The 13,958-nt window shown below is 72.5% G+C and carries 18 protein-coding genes; 9 read left to right on the top strand and 9 right to left on the bottom strand.

Annotated elements, in window-relative coordinates:
- Positions 1-136 precede the first annotated feature (136 nt).
- The gene (locus ACFQO7_RS02820) at positions 137-439 is read left to right on the top strand and encodes a putative quinol monooxygenase (RefSeq protein ID WP_376804877.1); all 303 of its coding nucleotides are present in this window, start codon (positions 137-139) and stop codon (positions 437-439) included.
- 89 nt (positions 440-528) lie between these two features.
- Here ACFQO7_RS02820 and ACFQO7_RS02815 read toward each other — a convergent pair whose 3' ends face one another.
- Together ACFQO7_RS02815 and ACFQO7_RS02810 are read right to left on the bottom strand one after the other, a co-directional pair.
- Entirely contained in the window at positions 529-1,170 is a 642-nt protein-coding gene (locus ACFQO7_RS02815; RefSeq protein WP_376804876.1) for a response regulator transcription factor, read from the bottom strand.
- Between the two features lie 4 nt (positions 1,171-1,174).
- A complete protein-coding gene (locus ACFQO7_RS02810; RefSeq protein WP_376804875.1) occupies positions 1,175-2,434 on the bottom strand; it encodes a sensor histidine kinase in 1,260 nt (419 codons plus the stop codon).
- Between the two features lie 135 nt (positions 2,435-2,569).
- Here ACFQO7_RS02810 and ACFQO7_RS02805 point away from each other — a divergent pair, with 135 nt between their 5' ends.
- A complete protein-coding gene (locus ACFQO7_RS02805) occupies positions 2,570-3,919 on the top strand; it encodes a methyltransferase (protein WP_376804874.1) in 1,350 nt (449 codons plus the stop codon).
- 51 nt (positions 3,920-3,970) lie between these two features.
- On the opposite strand, the gene ACFQO7_RS02800 is transcribed toward ACFQO7_RS02805, so the two are convergent.
- On the bottom strand, positions 3,971-4,615 hold the full coding sequence (locus tag ACFQO7_RS02800; protein WP_376804873.1) for a nitroreductase family protein: 645 nt from the start codon (positions 4,613-4,615) through the stop codon (positions 3,971-3,973).
- A gap of 118 nt (positions 4,616-4,733) precedes the next feature.
- On the opposite strand from ACFQO7_RS02800, the gene ACFQO7_RS02795 reads away from it, so the two are divergent.
- A complete protein-coding gene (locus ACFQO7_RS02795) occupies positions 4,734-5,213 on the top strand; it encodes a nucleoside deaminase (RefSeq protein ID WP_376804872.1) in 480 nt (159 codons plus the stop codon).
- Between the two features lie 54 nt (positions 5,214-5,267).
- Here ACFQO7_RS02795 and ACFQO7_RS02790 read toward each other — a convergent pair whose 3' ends face one another.
- Positions 5,268-6,689, bottom strand: coding sequence for a glutathionylspermidine synthase family protein (locus tag ACFQO7_RS02790; RefSeq protein WP_376804871.1), 1,422 nt, complete (start codon positions 6,687-6,689; stop codon positions 5,268-5,270).
- 3 nt (positions 6,690-6,692) lie between these two features.
- On the bottom strand, positions 6,693-7,262 hold the full coding sequence (locus tag ACFQO7_RS02785; RefSeq protein WP_376804870.1) for a hypothetical protein: 570 nt from the start codon (positions 7,260-7,262) through the stop codon (positions 6,693-6,695).
- A gap of 85 nt (positions 7,263-7,347) precedes the next feature.
- Between ACFQO7_RS02785 and ACFQO7_RS02780 the strand changes: the two genes are divergently transcribed.
- The 3 genes from ACFQO7_RS02780 to ACFQO7_RS02770 all read left to right on the top strand — a co-directional run bounded on the left by ACFQO7_RS02780 (position 7,348) and on the right by ACFQO7_RS02770 (position 9,469).
- The gene (locus ACFQO7_RS02780) at positions 7,348-7,782 is read left to right on the top strand and encodes an NUDIX hydrolase (protein ID WP_376804869.1); all 435 of its coding nucleotides are present in this window, start codon (positions 7,348-7,350) and stop codon (positions 7,780-7,782) included.
- Positions 7,779-8,375: a histidine phosphatase family protein gene (locus tag ACFQO7_RS02775; RefSeq protein ID WP_376804868.1), complete on the top strand. Its 597-nt coding sequence runs from the start codon at positions 7,779-7,781 to the stop codon at positions 8,373-8,375. Before ACFQO7_RS02780 ends, ACFQO7_RS02775 begins: the two co-directional genes overlap by 4 nt.
- 92 nt (positions 8,376-8,467) lie before the next feature.
- The gene (locus ACFQO7_RS02770; protein ID WP_376804867.1) at positions 8,468-9,469 is read left to right on the top strand and encodes an ArsR/SmtB family transcription factor; all 1,002 of its coding nucleotides are present in this window, start codon (positions 8,468-8,470) and stop codon (positions 9,467-9,469) included.
- A gap of 7 nt (positions 9,470-9,476) precedes the next feature.
- Here ACFQO7_RS02770 and ACFQO7_RS02765 read toward each other — a convergent pair whose 3' ends face one another.
- A complete protein-coding gene (locus ACFQO7_RS02765) occupies positions 9,477-10,439 on the bottom strand; it encodes a hypothetical protein (RefSeq protein ID WP_376804866.1) in 963 nt (320 codons plus the stop codon).
- A 3-nt stretch (positions 10,440-10,442) separates the two neighbouring features.
- Between ACFQO7_RS02765 and ACFQO7_RS02760 the strand changes: the two genes are divergently transcribed.
- On the top strand, positions 10,443-10,784 hold the full coding sequence (locus ACFQO7_RS02760; RefSeq protein ID WP_376804865.1) for a hypothetical protein: 342 nt from the start codon (positions 10,443-10,445) through the stop codon (positions 10,782-10,784).
- On the opposite strand, the gene ACFQO7_RS02755 is transcribed toward ACFQO7_RS02760, so the two are convergent.
- Positions 10,765-10,902: a hypothetical protein gene (locus tag ACFQO7_RS02755; protein WP_360535422.1), complete on the bottom strand. Its 138-nt coding sequence runs from the start codon at positions 10,900-10,902 to the stop codon at positions 10,765-10,767. The two genes, ACFQO7_RS02760 and ACFQO7_RS02755, sit on opposite strands and share 20 nt — an antisense overlap.
- Before the next feature lie 125 nt (positions 10,903-11,027).
- Between ACFQO7_RS02755 and ACFQO7_RS02750 the strand changes: the two genes are divergently transcribed.
- Both ACFQO7_RS02750 and ACFQO7_RS02745 read left to right on the top strand, forming a co-directional pair.
- Positions 11,028-11,795 (top strand): hypothetical protein, encoded by a 768-nt coding sequence (locus tag ACFQO7_RS02750; RefSeq protein ID WP_376804864.1) that lies wholly within the window; start codon positions 11,028-11,030, stop codon positions 11,793-11,795.
- A 111-nt stretch (positions 11,796-11,906) separates the two neighbouring features.
- A complete protein-coding gene (locus ACFQO7_RS02745; protein WP_376804863.1) occupies positions 11,907-12,407 on the top strand; it encodes an SUKH-4 family immunity protein in 501 nt (166 codons plus the stop codon).
- A gap of 89 nt (positions 12,408-12,496) precedes the next feature.
- Here the strand turns inward: ACFQO7_RS02745 and ACFQO7_RS02740 are convergent, their stop codons facing one another.
- Both ACFQO7_RS02740 and ACFQO7_RS02735 read right to left on the bottom strand, forming a co-directional pair.
- A complete protein-coding gene (locus ACFQO7_RS02740) occupies positions 12,497-12,706 on the bottom strand; it encodes a ferredoxin (RefSeq protein WP_376804862.1) in 210 nt (69 codons plus the stop codon).
- Positions 12,703-13,899, bottom strand: a complete 1,197-nt coding sequence (locus ACFQO7_RS02735; RefSeq protein WP_376804861.1) for a cytochrome P450 — start codon at positions 13,897-13,899, stop codon at positions 12,703-12,705. The genes ACFQO7_RS02740 and ACFQO7_RS02735 overlap by 4 nt, the downstream gene beginning before the upstream one ends.
- Positions 13,900-13,958: the final 59 nt, after the last annotated feature.

Raw genomic sequence — 13,958 nt, 5'->3', positions numbered from 1 at the left:
GCCCGGCGAGCAGGGCGGATTCGGCAGCGACGGCACGATCCCGCCGTTACTGGAGTAATCGGCTATATCGGACCGCCGATTCTCGATACTCTCGCCTGGGATGACGCCCGATCCCTGCCCCGCGACAGGAGCACACATGGTCACGATCGGCCTCATGGCGACGTTGCACGCCGCCCCTGGCATGGAGGATGAGGTGGCCTCGTTCCTCACCGGCGGGCTGCCCCTGGTCCAAGCCGAGAAGGGCACCGTGGCCTGGTTCTGTTTCCGCATCGACGAGTCGACGTTTGGCCTGTTCGACGCGTTCGCCGACGAGGCCGCGCTGCAGGCCCACCTCGACGGCGACGTCGCTGGCGCCCTGATGGGCCACGCCGGCCAACTCCTCGCCAAGCCCCCCGAGATCCGCACCGTCCACCTCCTGGCCGCCAAACTCCCGGCCTGATCCGCACTTTCGAGGAAACTGCAGGAATCAGGGCGGACTTTCGCGCAGTTTCCTGAAAACTGCAGCGCCGACGTGCGACCGGGCGGGGGTCAGGAGCGCAGGTAGGTCAGGACGGCCAGGACGCGGCGGTGCTGGTCGGCGTCGGGGGCCAGGTCGAGTTTGGCGAAGATGTTGCCGATGTGCTTCTCGACCGCGCCGTCGCCGATGACCAGGGCCCGGCCGATGGCGGTGTTGGAGTAGCCCTGCGCCATCAGTTCGAGGACCTCGCGCTCGCGGGGAGTCAGGGTCTGCACCGGGTCCCTCCTGCCGCGCAGCATCAGCTGGGCGATGACCTGCGGGTCGAGCACGGTCGCGCCCGAGCCGACCCGCTCCAGCGCGTCCAGGAAGCCGTCGACGTCGACGACGGCGTCCTTGAGCAGGTAGCCGACGCCGCCCCGGCCGTCGGCGAGCAGCTCGTCGGCGTACGCCAGCTCGACGTACTGCGACAGCACCAGCACCCGGGTGCCGGGTGCGGACCGCCGGGCCTGCACCGCGGCGCGCAGGCCCTCGTCGGTGTGGCTGGGCGGCATGCGCACGTCGACCACCGCGACGTCGGGCGCGTGCGCGGCGACGGCCTCGACCAGGGCCGGCCCGTCCCCCACCGCGGCGGCCACCTCGTGACCGGCCTCGATCAGCAGCCGGACGATGCCCTCGCGCAGCAGCACGCTGTCCTCGGCGACGACGACACGCATCAGGTCACGCCACCGGCACGGTCGACGGGGCCTGCGCGACCAGGATCGTCGGGCCGCCCGCCGGGGAGTCCACCGCGAACTCGCCGTCCACCGCGCGCAGCCGGTCGGCCAGCCCGGCCAGGCCGTGGCCCTTGGCCAGGTGCGCGCCACCCACGCCGTCGTCGGTCACCATCAGGTATACGCGACCATCCTGCTCGGTGACCTCGATGCGGGCGGTGGCGGCCCCGCTGTGCTTGGCGATGTTGGACAGGGCTTCGGCGGCGGCGAAGTACAGGGCGTTCTCCGTCGCCGCAGGCAGCCGGTCCTCGACGGCCAGGTCGAGGGTCACCGGCACCGTCGAGCGCTCGGCGAGCGAGGTCAGCGCGGCGGCCAGGCCGCGGTCGGCCAGGATCGGCGGCGCGATGCCCCGCGACAGCGCCCGCAGCTCGTCGAGGGTCTCCTTGGCCTGCCCGAGCGCGTCCTCGATCGTGTGCCCGGCGGCGTCGGGGTCGTCGGCGAGCTGGCGGCGGGCCCGGGACAGCTCCATGGCCAGCCGGATCAGCCGCTGCTGCGGGCCGTCGTGGATGTCGCGCTCCAGCTTGCGCAGCGCCACCGCCTCCGCCGACACCGCCGCCGCCCGGCCCTCGGCCAGGTCGTCGATGCGCCCCTGCAGTTGGGCGAGCCGGGTCAGCAGCATCGAGGCGAACCCGGCGTGCAGCGCCGCCACCCCGCGCTGCACGCCGTACACGGTGAGCAGGGCGAACACGCCGACGAGGGTGTTGAACAGGGTGCGGGTGGCTTCGGTGTCCGAGCCGAGCAGCTTCTCGATGACAATGTTCTGGCCGTCCTCCTCCGGGACGAAACGGCCCCAGATCCAGTACGTCAGCCCGCCGATTGCCATCGCCCACCAGGTCACCGTGAACACGAACGCGATGATCGCCACGGGGAGGTTGAGGATGCCGTGGAGCAGGTCGAGCCAGCTCTGGCCCTGGCGCAGCGGGTTGGTCAGGCGGCGGATCCAGCCGGCGCCCTCGGGTGCGGGCTGGTAGCGGGGGCGGGGCACCGGGCGGTCGTACAGCTTCTGCAGGCGCAGCCGCTCGATGTCGGCGAACCCGCGCGCGACCACCAGCGCGGCGCCGAGCACGGCGACCCCGATGAAGAAGGTCACCAGGGTGCCGACGCCCGCGGCGAACAGCGCGACGCACAGCGCGAAGGAGACGACCGCGAGCGGCAGGCCCAGCAGGTTGTACGCGGCGTCGCGCCCGAGGCGGCGAAGGATCGTCATGTCAGATGACGTTATGCGCCCGGCCTGCCGGTTCCCATCCCGCTGCCCGCCGAGGTGATGGTAGGGACAACCCCACCATGCGGACGCGGCCGAAACCCGCACGACATCGGATCGCGTTGCGGACATCATGGGGCGATGGGTGCGGATCAGGTAGAGGTGCTGTTCATCGGTGGTCGCTCGGGCGTCGGCAAGTCGACCGTCGCCGCGGAGGTGTGCGTACAGCTGGAGGCGGCCGGGATCGCCCATGCGCAACTGGAGGGCGACTTCCTCGGGCAGGTCTTCCCACCGCCGCTCAGTGACCCGGACCGGTCCCGGATCGTGCTGGACAACCTCGCCGCGGTCTGGCGCAACTTCGCCGCGCTCGGCTACCGGCGGCTGGTCTACACCAACACCGTGAGCGTGCTGTACGCCGACGAGCTCGCCGAGGCGCTGGACGCGCCGGTGAAGATCGTGCGGGTGCTGCTCACCGCCTCGGACGAGGTCGCCAACGAGCGGCTGGCCGGGCGCGAGCTGGGCAGCGGATACGACGTGCACGTCGCCCGCAGCGCCCGCGCCGCCGCACGGCTGGACCGCGACGTCCCGGCCGACGTGGTGCGGATCGGCACCGACGGCCGGTCGGTGACCGACATCGCCGCCGACGTGGTCGCCGCGACGGGCTGGTCGGCGCAGGCAACGGGTGACGGCCTCGATCGCGAAGCCGCCCGCCCGAGACGGCGGATGTCGTTCGACAGCGCCGCGACCACCTACCAGCGGGGCCGGCCGCCGTACCCGGATGCGGTGTTCGAGCTGCTGGCCGACCGCTGCGGGCTGCGGCCGGGCGCCCGGGTCCTGGAAATCGGCGCGGGCACCGGGCTGGCCACCGGGCCGCTGCTGGCCGCCGGTGCGCACGTGACCGCGGTCGAGCCCGGCGCGAACCTCGCCGAGGTCCTCGTCGCCGCGCACGGGTGCGACCGGCTCGAGGTCGCCGTCGCCGACTTCGAGACCGCCGACCTGTCCGGCGGGTACGACCTGGCGGTCGCGGCCATGGCTCTGCACTGGCTCGACCCGGCGACCTCGACGGCGAAGATCGGCGGACTGGTCCGGCCGGGCGGGTGGCTGGCCGCCTGGTGGACCGAGTTCGGCGACCGCGACCGGCCGACCGAGTTCCGCGACCGGCTCGACGAGGTGTACCGCGACCTGCTGCCCGGCGAACCCGGCTACCGGCAGAGCCGCTCGTACGTGCTCGACACCGACCGGTGGCGGCGCCAGCTGACCGGGGGCGGCTGGTTCGGCGACGTGGCCGTGGAGGTCCTGACCTGGCAGCAGACGCTGACCCCGGCCACGGCACGCGACCTGTGGTCGACGTTCCCGAACATCGCCGAACTCGCCCCGGACGACCGCGAGCAGTTCCTGTCCCGGCTCGCCGCGATCATCGACGACCTGGGTGGGCAGGTCGACGACCCGCGGCTGACTGTCGTCTACACCGCCGCCCGCACCTCCAGGTGATCGCCCGGCATCGGCTGACGACTCCGCCCGCCGGTCGCGCCGTACACACGCCTACTCCGCGTGCACGCCCCACTGTCCGCGGTGGATGACGTCGGCCGTGCCGCGGCGGCGGTCGGCGACGTGCGCGCCCTGGGCCGGGGTGTCCGGGGCACGGTAGCCGATGCAGATGCCGCCGATCGGCACGTACTCGGCGGGGATGCCGAACTCGGCGCGCAGCGCGTCGGTGTGCTTCGGGACCTCGACGACCGCGTCGAAGTCGGGGCCCTGCTGCGGCATGATGCCGAAGAAGCAGGCGCTGAGCCCCTCGTCCACGGCGGACAGCAGCATCATCAGCGAGGCCATCCCGGTGTCGATGTGCCAGTAGGGCACCGGCCAGCGGGCTTCGGCCTGGTCCTCCCAGCCCTTGTCCGCCTGGGCATACCGGGCCAGGTAGGCGGCCTTGTGGGCCAGCGGGATCACCACGAGCGGCGCGAGCTGCATCGTCGGGGTCTGCGCCATCCGGGTCGGCACGAACGGCCAGAAACGCGCCCGGTCGGCCGCTTCGGTCAGCGCCAGGAAGGCCCAGCCCTGCGAGAACCCGGCCGAGGGCGCGCGCAGCGCGCTGGCGAGGATGCGCTCGACGGTCTCGGGGGCGATCGGCTGGTCCGTGTAGTGGCGGACCATCCTCCGGCGGCGGATCACGTCTTTGAATTCCATGGGCCGGATTGTGCCACGCGACCTGCGGCGTCGTCCGTACCATGATCACCGGGGACGGTTGCGGGGCCGGCGCGTCGGTAGGCTGCTGCGCGATGGTGTCGAGCAGTCGGGAGTGGTCGTGGTTGACGAGACGGATCTGGTGTTCCTGCGGCGCTGCGTCGAGCTGGCGGAGCTGGCGCTGGCGGTCGGCGACGAACCGTTCGGGTCGGTGCTGGTCGACGAAGACGGCGAGGTGCTGTTCGAGGACCACAACCACGTCGCCTCCGGCGACGAGACCCGGCACCCGGAGTTCGAGATCGCCCGATGGGCCGCCGAGCACCTGACGCCTCGGCAGCGGGCTGCCGCGACCGTGTACACCTCCGGGGAGCACTGCCCGATGTGCGCGGCGGCGCATGCCTGGGTCGGGCTGGGGCGCATCGTGTACGCCGCCTCGTCGGCGCAGCTGACCGCGTGGCGGCAGGAGATGGGCCTGGCCCCGGGACCGGTGCTGCCACTGCCGATCCAGCACGTCGCGCCCGGCGTGCCGGTCGACGGCCCGGCCCTCGAACTCGCCGACACGGTCCGCGATCTGCACCGACGGCAGCACGGAGCCGCCTGAGCGTTGGGAAGGGCACCTTGCACAACGCATGCGTTGTGCAAGGTGCCCTTCCTTTCAACGGTGGGAGGCGATGGTGTGGGGGACGAAGGAGGCGGTGTTGCGGGTGATGAGGCCGGCGGTGCCGGTGCCTTCGCGGATGCCCATGCCGGCCGGTTCGCCGTCGATCATCCAGACGCCGAGGACCGGGTGGTACGGGCCGCCGGGGCCGTCGAACGTCGGCAGCTCGGCGAGGCCCTGGACGATCATGCCGGTGTCGCCGTAGTCGCCGCCGGTGGCGGCCAGGACCGCGCCGTCGCGGACGAGTTCGACGTTCGCGCCCTCGCGGGACCAGATCGGCTTGCGGGCGTAGCTGGTCAGGTCGGCGGGGCGCTGGTCGGCGAAGTAGGCCGGGAGCAACAGGTCGCGGTGGGCCGGGTCGTCGCGGTGCAGCTCCCACAGGACCGGGAGCAGTGCCTTGTTGGACCAGAGGGCGGCGGTCCACGGGGGTTCGATCCAGACGGTGCCACGTTTGGTGGGGTCGGCCATGTTGGCGAAGATGGGGCGGCCGCCCTCCTCGTGCCACAGCCACTCCCACGGGTACAGCAGGAAGATGACGTCGATCGGCGTCGCGGGCGCGCCCTTGCTGGGCTCGTACACGATGCGGCCGTCGGCCATGTCGACGCCGATCTGCGCCACCTCGATCAGCTCGACCGGGTAGCCGGCCTGCCGGGCCGTCTCGGCGAGGTAGCCGGCGTTCATGGCGTCCTCGCCGGAGGCCTCGGTGCCGTCGTAGGCGAAGTACACCGTGGGGCGCTGCGGCAGCCAGGGGCGGGCGGCGACGAGTTCGCCCAGGTTGCGCCGCCAGGCCTCGATGAGGCGCTCGTGCATGCTGGTCCACTGCCGGTCGAAGTGGTGGGTGTGGCCGGTGTCCTCCAGCCACCGCCACTGCACCACCGCCGCCTCCAGCAGCGACGTCGGCGTCTGCGCGTTGTATTCGAGCAGCTTCGGGGTGGTGCCGCGGCCGCCGTACCAGATGTCGAAGCGGCCGTAGACGCTCGGCGAGAAGTCGGGGCTCTGCCGGGTGTGCGCGTGCGTGCCGAACAGGTCCTTGTCGCCGTGCGCCCAGGTCTGCGGGCTGTTGTCGTACCAGGTGCGGATGACCTGCTCGTGCACGTACTCGGGCACCCCGGTGCGGCTGAGCAGGCAGGTGGCCGGGGTGCACACCGAGGTCAGGTAGGCCTCGCGGCGCACCTGCGGGTCGGTGCGCGGGCAGCGCTCGACGATGTGGTCGCCGGCGGCCACGCACATGCGGTGCAGGGTCGCGGCGGACTGCTCCAGCAGCAGGATCTCGTCGAGGTCGAAGTCGTAGAACGGGCCCTCACGCCAGTACGACACGGCGGAGCCGTCCTCGGCCACGGTGTCGTTGAACACCAGGCCCAGCGAGCGGTTGGTCTCCGCCCAGCCGGGCCTGGGTGCTTCATGATTGACGCGACGCACCGCTCAGCTGCCCACGGTGGTGCCGGAGCCGGTGCCGCCGACGATGCCGGAGCGCACGGTGCTGCCGTTGGTGACCCGCGACGGCAGGCCCCACTGGCTGCGGGTCGCGGTGTCGCCGGCGCTGAACATGTCGCCGCCGGTGGGCACCCGGTCGCCGATGCGCAGGGTGCGCGGGTACGCGGTGGAGTAGGCGAGGTAGTACGGCCAGTCGGTGCCGTACGCCTGGTCGCCGTCGCACTGGATCGGGTCGACGACGACCTCGTACTCGTCGACGCAGTAGAAGACGTAGGCGTCCTCGTAGACGGGCTGCACGACGACCGGCGCGGCGGTGGTGCGGACCGGCGACGGCTTGGCCACCGGCGTCGGGCTCAGCGTGGTCACCGGCGTCGGCGAGGGCACGACCACGGGTTGGGGCACGTACGACGGCTGCTGGTAGTCGATCGCGCTGGGCTGGTACACCGGGTCGTCCGGGGCGCTCGATCCGAACCCGCAGGCGACCGAGCCGCTCGCCAGTCCCAGGAACGCCGCGCTCAGTGCCACGCTGCGCGATCTCAGCCGTACGCCCTCTGCCATTGTCTGCTCTCCCCGTGTGCCGGATGTGGGCCATCACTGTGACAGGGGCCCGCAAGCCGATCAAGGGTGATCTAGGGTGGGCCGAATGGACGACAACCCTGTACAGCTGGCCGTGGTGATGCTCGTGAACCGGGCGGGCGAGCTGCTGCTGCAGTTGCGCGACGAGCACGCCCCGAACTTCCCGAACATGTGGGCGCTGCCGGGCGGGCACATCGAGCCCGGCGAGACGCCGGAGCAGGCCGCGCCGCGCGAACTGATGGAGGAGGCGTCGCTGCGCCCCGACTCCCCGCTGCGGCTGTTCCTGGTGCAGCCGGTGCCCGAACACCACCGGGTGAAGCACTACTTCTACGGGATGACCTCCGCGGTGCAGGACGACGTGGTGCTCGGCGAAGGCGCGGCGATGGTGTTCACCCCGGCCGAGCAGGTGTTCGAGGGGCGCGAGTTCACGCCGGGCACGGCCCTGGCGATCACCGAGTTCCTGGCCTCCGCCGAGTACGCGCAGCTGCGGGAGCGGGCATGACGGGCAACCGGTTGCTGTACCTGGTCCGCCACGGCGAGGCGGACACGCTCGGCGAGCTGACCGAGGCCGGGCTGGAGCAGGCCCGGCTTACCGGCGAGCGGCTGGCGTCGGTGCCGTTCGCGTCGGTGCAGCACAGCCCGGTGCGGCGGGCCGCGCACACGGCCGCGCTGATCACCGCGCACCTGCCGGGGGTGCCGGTCGAACAGTCCCCGCTGGCCGGCGACTACGTGCCGTACCTGCCGCCCGACGACGAGCTGCCCGCCTTCGCCAAGGGTTTCCTGGACGGCTACTCCCCCGCCGAGATCGCCGAGGGCGCGGCCCTGATCGAGGCCGCGCAAGCGCGTTACACCGCGGTCGCCGAGACCGACACGCACGAGTTGGTGGTGACGCACAACTTCCTGATCGGCTGGCTGGTGCGGCACGCCCTGGACGCCCCGCCCGCCCGCTGGATCGGCATCAACCAGGCCAACTGCGGGATCACGGTGCTGCTCTACCGGGCCGGGCGGCCGCCGTCGCTGGTGTCGTTCAACGACTTGGCGCACCTGCCCGACCGCCTGCGCTGGACCGGGTTCCCGCCGGCGCTGCACGTCTGATCATGGACGTGGGGCTGGTGTTGGATCCATGACAACCACTAACCTGCCCCGAAGCGGACAAGCCGTGGCGGGAGAGGGTCTGGCGGATCGTCGTGTACTCCATCCACTTCACCTCACGCGACCTCATGCAGACGCGGATCGTCACGGCCCCGGACCCGCTGTGGGAGATCACCCTCAGCTCCCACCTGCTGGGTCGGCGCAACGAGGATCCGCTGCTGCTGGGTTGGCACCGGGCCGCGCAGCAGTCGCTGCGGGCCGGCTCCGGCCTGCGCGAGCGCGCCGGCCTGTTCCTCGGCGTCAACCTGTCGCACGGCGACTTCCCGGACTTCCTCACCCCGCGCACGCGCGACGGCGGTGTCGACGACGGGCTGGAGGCCGTCGGCAGCACCTGCCGGCGCCAGCTGCGCCGCGACGTGGCGGTCGTCGCCGCCGGCCACGGAACGCTGCCCGCCGCCGCCCAGGACCTCGGCGCGGGTCGCGCGGCGGCGCTGCGCGAGCTGACCGCCGGCATGCGCGAGTACTTCGAGGCCGTGGTCCAGCCGCAGTGGAGCTGGGTGACCGCCTCCTTCGCCGCCGACCACGCCGCGCGCAGCCGCGCCGTCGCCGCCGGCGGCCCGGGCGCGCTGCTGAACTCGCTGCACCCGTCGGTGAGTTTCGAGGACGGCGTGCTGCGGATCGCGGACTACCCGCGGGACCGGCACCTGCACCTGGGCGGCCGCGGACTGGTGCTGGTGCCGTCCTTCTTCAAGCGGGCCACCCGGCCGATCACCCTGCTCGACGACGACCTGCCGCCGGTGCTGGTGTACCAGGTGGACCGCGGCACCGGGCTGGTCGCGGCCCGGCAGCACGCGGCGCTGTCGGCGCTGGTCGGCCGCACCCGGGCGGCGATCCTCGAACTGTGCGCGGAGGGCGGCTCGACCAGCTCCATCGCCGCGCGGCTGAAGCAGTCGCCGAGCACCGCCAGCGAGCACCTGGCCGTGCTGCGCCAGGCCGGGCTGGTGTACAGCGAGCGGCGGCGCAGCAGCGTCGAGCACAGGCTCGCGCCGCTCGGCATGGCGCTGCTGGAGGGGCGGCCCAGCAGTCCCGACCAGTGACGGGAACCTAGGCCTGGCGCGGGCGGGCGAACAGGAGCGCCAGCAGCACCGGGAACTCCAGGTACGTGTGGTAGCTGGCCAGGGCCTGGTAGAGGGTGCGGCCCTGGCCGTAGTCGACCAGGAACAGCGCGCCGAGCACGAGCGCCGCGGCCGCGCCCAGCGCCCACGGCCGCCACCCGGCCAGCCACGGCACGCGCTGCTCGAACTCCGCCGCGGCGTCGGGGGCGAACCGGGGCAGGAAGCCCAGCCACACCACGTAGTGCATGGCCTGCAGGAACGCGAACACGGCCAGGAAGCGCAGCCCGGCGGTGAGGCCGGGCGGGCTGACCGGGGCGGCGATCGACTCCGGGGTGCCCGCGAACGCCACGACGGCGGCCGACCCGTCCGCCAGCAGCGGGTCGAACACCCCGGCCAGCAGCAGCGCGGGCACCAGCAGCACCCAGCCGAGCTGGGCGGCGCGGAACAGCGTCCGCTCGCGCCCCGCCAGCCGCCGCGACCACTCCCACAGGAAGAACAGCGGCACCACGTTGTGCAGGTGGGCCAGCACCACGAAGTGGTACGCGGGCCAGGTCAGCGACACCGCCGCCGCCCCGGCCAGGCCCAGTCCCGCCGGGACGAGCCACCGGCGCGGCACCGCGTGCCACACGCCGGTGGCCAGCACGCCGTAGCAGAGCACGACCTCGGGGATGCGCAGTCCCAGCACGCGGCAGAACACGATCGCGCTGACCAGCGCCAGCGCCGTCCACAGCAGCCGTCCGGTGAGGATGTGCGCGAACCGGCCCGCGACGTAGCGCAGCTCCAGCACGTTGTGCAGCACCCCGAACGCGATCAGCCCGAGGACGGTGGTCGCCAGCGGGGCGCGCAGCGCGGCGGCCAGCGCCACGGCCGCGCAGGCGGCGAACCCGAGCGCGAGGGCGGCGGCGCGCGGCGGCGCGGGGGTGCGCGGGGCGGGCAGGGTGGCTACCGTCATGCGATGCTCCGATACCCGGCCGCGCTCGCGCTGACGCTGGCCGTCGAGATCCCCGTGTACGTGGCCGCGCTGCGCTGGGGCTGGGCGGTGTCCTGGCGGCGGGCGGCGCTGTGCGCGCTGGGCGTGAACCTGGCGACGCACCCGCTGCTGTGGTGGCTGCTCGCGCCGTGGACCGGGCTTTCCGCGTACCCCCTGGTCGTGGTCTTCGCGGAGGCCGTCGTGTGCGGCGCGGAGGCGATGCTGCTGGCCTGGTGGCTGCGGCGGCGTGATCGGCTGCTGGCGGTGCTCGCGATCGCCGCGAACGCCGCCTCGGTGCTCGCCGGGCTCATTTACGCGAGCGCTTGACCAGCACGACGACCAGGACGACCGCGGCCGCGGCGAACAGCAGGCAGACGCAGACCGCGGCCAGGCCGAGGCCCGCGTAATCGGGCTGGGGGGCGACATCGGCGAGAATTGCTGGCATCGGTCCAGTATCGCGATCACAGCGAGGGAGTCCACCGGCCGAACGTGGCGTCCACGATGGCCGGTCGCCGCGACATCCCCAGCGGGCCGCCCCGCGTCCGGGTGGATCATGTGGTCAGATGAGCCATGGGAGACGGCTGGCACGAGGTGGCGGGCGACGAGGCGGACTGGCTGGCGCAGCTGCGGCCGGACGGCGAGCTGACCGGCTACGATCCCGGCGGGCGGCCCGACGCGGTCTGGATCCTGCACGCGATGTACGAGTGGGAGTCCGGCGCGACCCGCACCACCCACCAGGACCTGCGCCGCAGCCTGCTGGACGCGCACCTGGTCGAGCCGGAGCTGATCGGCGGGATCAACCTCGACGAGTGGGGCGTCGTCGACACCGGCGGGGCGATCGGGCGCTCGCAGCACCCGGGGCCGGGCTGGCGGCGGCTGCGCTGGGCGGAGCTGGCCGGGCGCACCGACGAGCCGGTGGTCCCGCCCGGCAGCGCGCCGGACTTCCGCAGCCTGCCCGGCTCCCATCCGGACGGCAGCTGGCCCGCCAGCATCGAACCGCCCGGCGAGGGCTCGCTGGACCGGGAGGGCTGGTCTCGCCTGGTCGACCTGCTGACGGCCTGGTCCGGTCCGGACACCCCGTGCTTCGCGTACATCGCCCGGGGCGCGGCGCCCGACGAGCAGGCACACGTGCTGGCCGGACCGCTCGGCGAGGCCAAGGCGCTCTACGACGACGAGCGCGGCAGCGGCTCCCCGGCGAACCTGTGGCCCGCCGACCGCTCCTGGGTGACCTGGTCGGACTGGGACCTGTGGGGCACCAAGGTCGCCGGCCCACCCGCCTTGATCGAGTCCCTGCTCGCCGACCCGGAACTCGAGACCCTCCGCCTCCCCTGGTGCTGACCCGGCGCGCCAAGCCGGCCCTCGGACCCCGGATGTCGCGGTCGCGGCTCCGGCCGCAGACTCTTTGCCATGCACGAAGCAGGACTTCCCGCAGTGCCGACGTTCGATGAGTTGAGCAGCTGGGCTGGGCCGCAACGCGTCGTCCGGGCGACCATCGGCGGGCTGGCGTCCTGGCGGCTGCCGGCGGAGCAGCTGAACGCGCTCGTCTCATCCGGGGTCCCCGTCCTGGACTGGATCGTCGAGGACGTCGTGTTCCAGCGGGAGCAGCGCTGGTACCGGCTGGCCCAGACGTCACCCGACACGTCGGCGTGGTTCTTCACCGCTGAGCCCGACACCGGACGCGTCTTCCAGCGCAACGACGGAGACGATGAGGTTCGGTTGGTCAACTCCTCGGTCAACCACTGGTTGTGTTCGCTGCACTGGCTGGGTTTGCTGCTGGCGACGTCGCATGCGGTCGCGCACTGGGATGAGTCGGGAGAGCTCGAAGAGGCCGCGCAGGGCGAGATGGCGCAGCTGCGTGATCGGATCGGACGGCTCGACCCGCCCGCCGTCGCCGGTGGGCGCCATGACCGGCTGTTCTGGCCGGCGGTGCTGGACCGATGGCTGTACTAAGACAAGCCGACGGAAGGCATCGGTGCCGGGCGTTACATCTATTTTGATGTGATCACATCTAAATAGATGTAACGCCCGGCGAGTAACCGTCAGCCTTCGGTGACGTCGATCGCGGCGGCGGGGCAGTTGTAGGCGGCCTCGCGAACCGCGTCGTGCTCGGACTCGGGCGGTTCGGCCTGGCGCAGGACGACCAGGCCGTCGGCGTCGTCCTGGTCGAAGACCTCGGGCGCGGTGCGTACGCAGTTGCCCGAGCCGCAGCACGCGTCCCGGTCGACGGCGACCCGCAGCCGTGCGCTCACCACGTCACCGGCAGCCGCTGCACGCCGAACACGACCGCGTCGCGGTAGCGCACGTCGTCGGCGTCCACGGCCAGGGCCAGGCCGGGCAGGCGGGTGATCAGCTCGGACAGGGCGATGCGCAGCTCGGCGCGGGCCAGCGGCTGGCCGATGCACTGGTGGATGCCGAACCCGAACGCCATGTGCTGGTGCGAGCCGCGCTCCAGGTCGAACTCCGCGCCGTCGGGGAACACGTCGGTGTCGCGGTTGGCGGCCGACAGCAGCGCGATCACACCCTCCCCGGCGGCGATGCGGTGCCCGCCGACCTCGGTGTCGGTGACCGCGACCCGGGTCAGCCCGGTGCGCACGATGGTCAGGTAGCGCAGCAGCTCCTCGACGGTGTCGTCGATCAGTTCGGGGCGCTCGCGCAGCCGGCGCAGCTGTGCGGGGTGCTCCAGCAGCACCAGCGTGCTCAGGCCGATCATGTTCGAGGTGGTCTCGTGCCCGGCGATGAGCAGCAGCACGGACAGCCCGACCAACTCCTCCTCGGTCATCTCGCCGGTGGCGACGCGTTCGGCGGCCAGCCGGCTGATCAGGTCCTCGCCCGGCTCGCCGCGGCGGGCCGCGATCAGCCGGGTCAGGTAGTCGCGCAGTTCCTCGATGGCGTCGCGGGCCTGCTCCGGAGTGCTGGACCAGGCCAGCAGGATGCGGCTGCGCTCCTGGAAGTAGTCGTGGTCGGTGTACGGGACGCCGAGCAGGTGGCAGATCACCATCGACGGGACCGGCAGCGCGAAGTGCTCGACCAGGTCGGCGGGCTGCCCGGCGGCACGCATCTCGTCCAAGGCGTCGACGACGGTCTGCCGGATCAGCGGTTCCAGCGTCCGGATGTGCTTGATCATGAACTCGGGGGTGAGCATCCGGCGGAACTTCGTGTGCTCGGGCGGGTCCATGCGGATCAGCGAGCCGTCGGGGCGGCGCGGCATGTCCTCGGGGATGGGCCGGATCAGCGGGAACCCGGGCCGGGTGAAGTCGCTGGAGAAGTCCGGGCTGCGCAGCAGCTCGCGCAGGTGCTCGTGCCGGGTGAACAGCCAGGCCTGCTGGCCGGTGGGCAGCCGCACCCGGCCCACGCCGTCCGGGCCGAGGTCCGGCAGCAGCGGGTCGAGTCCGGAGTTGCCGAACGGGTATGTCAGGACGTTCGTGGCCAGCGTGTCGGACATGTGAGACTCCCCCGTCGAACCCCCAGGACCCCTCCAAGTTACTAGCATTTGCCCGTTTT

The sequence above is a fragment of the Catellatospora aurea genome, from assembly GCF_042663325.1.
GTDB classification, from domain to species: domain Bacteria; phylum Actinomycetota; class Actinomycetes; order Mycobacteriales; family Micromonosporaceae; genus Catellatospora; species Catellatospora aurea.
The sequence above is the reverse complement of the archived record's forward strand: the minus strand, read 5'-3'. Positions and strand labels throughout refer to the sequence as shown.

Bases quoted from the DNA above. Each gene is read 5' to 3' on its own strand.
- ACFQO7_RS02765 (WP_376804866.1), bottom strand. From the start codon at position 10,439: ATGACGGTAGCCACCCTGCCCGCCCCGCGCACCCCCGCGCCGCCGCGC.
- ACFQO7_RS02775 (WP_376804868.1), top strand. From the start codon at position 7,779: ATGACGGGCAACCGGTTGCTGTACCTGGTCCGCCACGGCGAGGCGGAC.
- ACFQO7_RS02800 (WP_376804873.1), bottom strand. From the start codon at position 4,615: ATGGAATTCAAAGACGTGATCCGCCGCCGGAGGATGGTCCGCCACTAC.
- ACFQO7_RS02785 (WP_376804870.1), bottom strand. From the start codon at position 7,262: ATGGCAGAGGGCGTACGGCTGAGATCGCGCAGCGTGGCACTGAGCGCG.
- ACFQO7_RS02735 (WP_376804861.1), bottom strand. From the start codon at position 13,899: ATGTCCGACACGCTGGCCACGAACGTCCTGACATACCCGTTCGGCAAC.
- ACFQO7_RS02805 (WP_376804874.1), top strand. From the start codon at position 2,570: ATGGGTGCGGATCAGGTAGAGGTGCTGTTCATCGGTGGTCGCTCGGGC.
- ACFQO7_RS02810 (WP_376804875.1), bottom strand. From the start codon at position 2,434: ATGACGATCCTTCGCCGCCTCGGGCGCGACGCCGCGTACAACCTGCTG.
- ACFQO7_RS02820 (WP_376804877.1), top strand. From the start codon at position 137: ATGGTCACGATCGGCCTCATGGCGACGTTGCACGCCGCCCCTGGCATG.
- ACFQO7_RS02815 (WP_376804876.1), bottom strand. From the start codon at position 1,170: ATGCGTGTCGTCGTCGCCGAGGACAGCGTGCTGCTGCGCGAGGGCATC.
- ACFQO7_RS02760 (WP_376804865.1), top strand. From the start codon at position 10,443: ATGCTCCGATACCCGGCCGCGCTCGCGCTGACGCTGGCCGTCGAGATC.
- ACFQO7_RS02750 (WP_376804864.1), top strand. From the start codon at position 11,028: ATGGGAGACGGCTGGCACGAGGTGGCGGGCGACGAGGCGGACTGGCTG.
- ACFQO7_RS02780 (WP_376804869.1), top strand. From the start codon at position 7,348: ATGGACGACAACCCTGTACAGCTGGCCGTGGTGATGCTCGTGAACCGG.
- ACFQO7_RS02755 (WP_360535422.1), bottom strand. From the start codon at position 10,902: ATGCCAGCAATTCTCGCCGATGTCGCCCCCCAGCCCGATTACGCGGGC.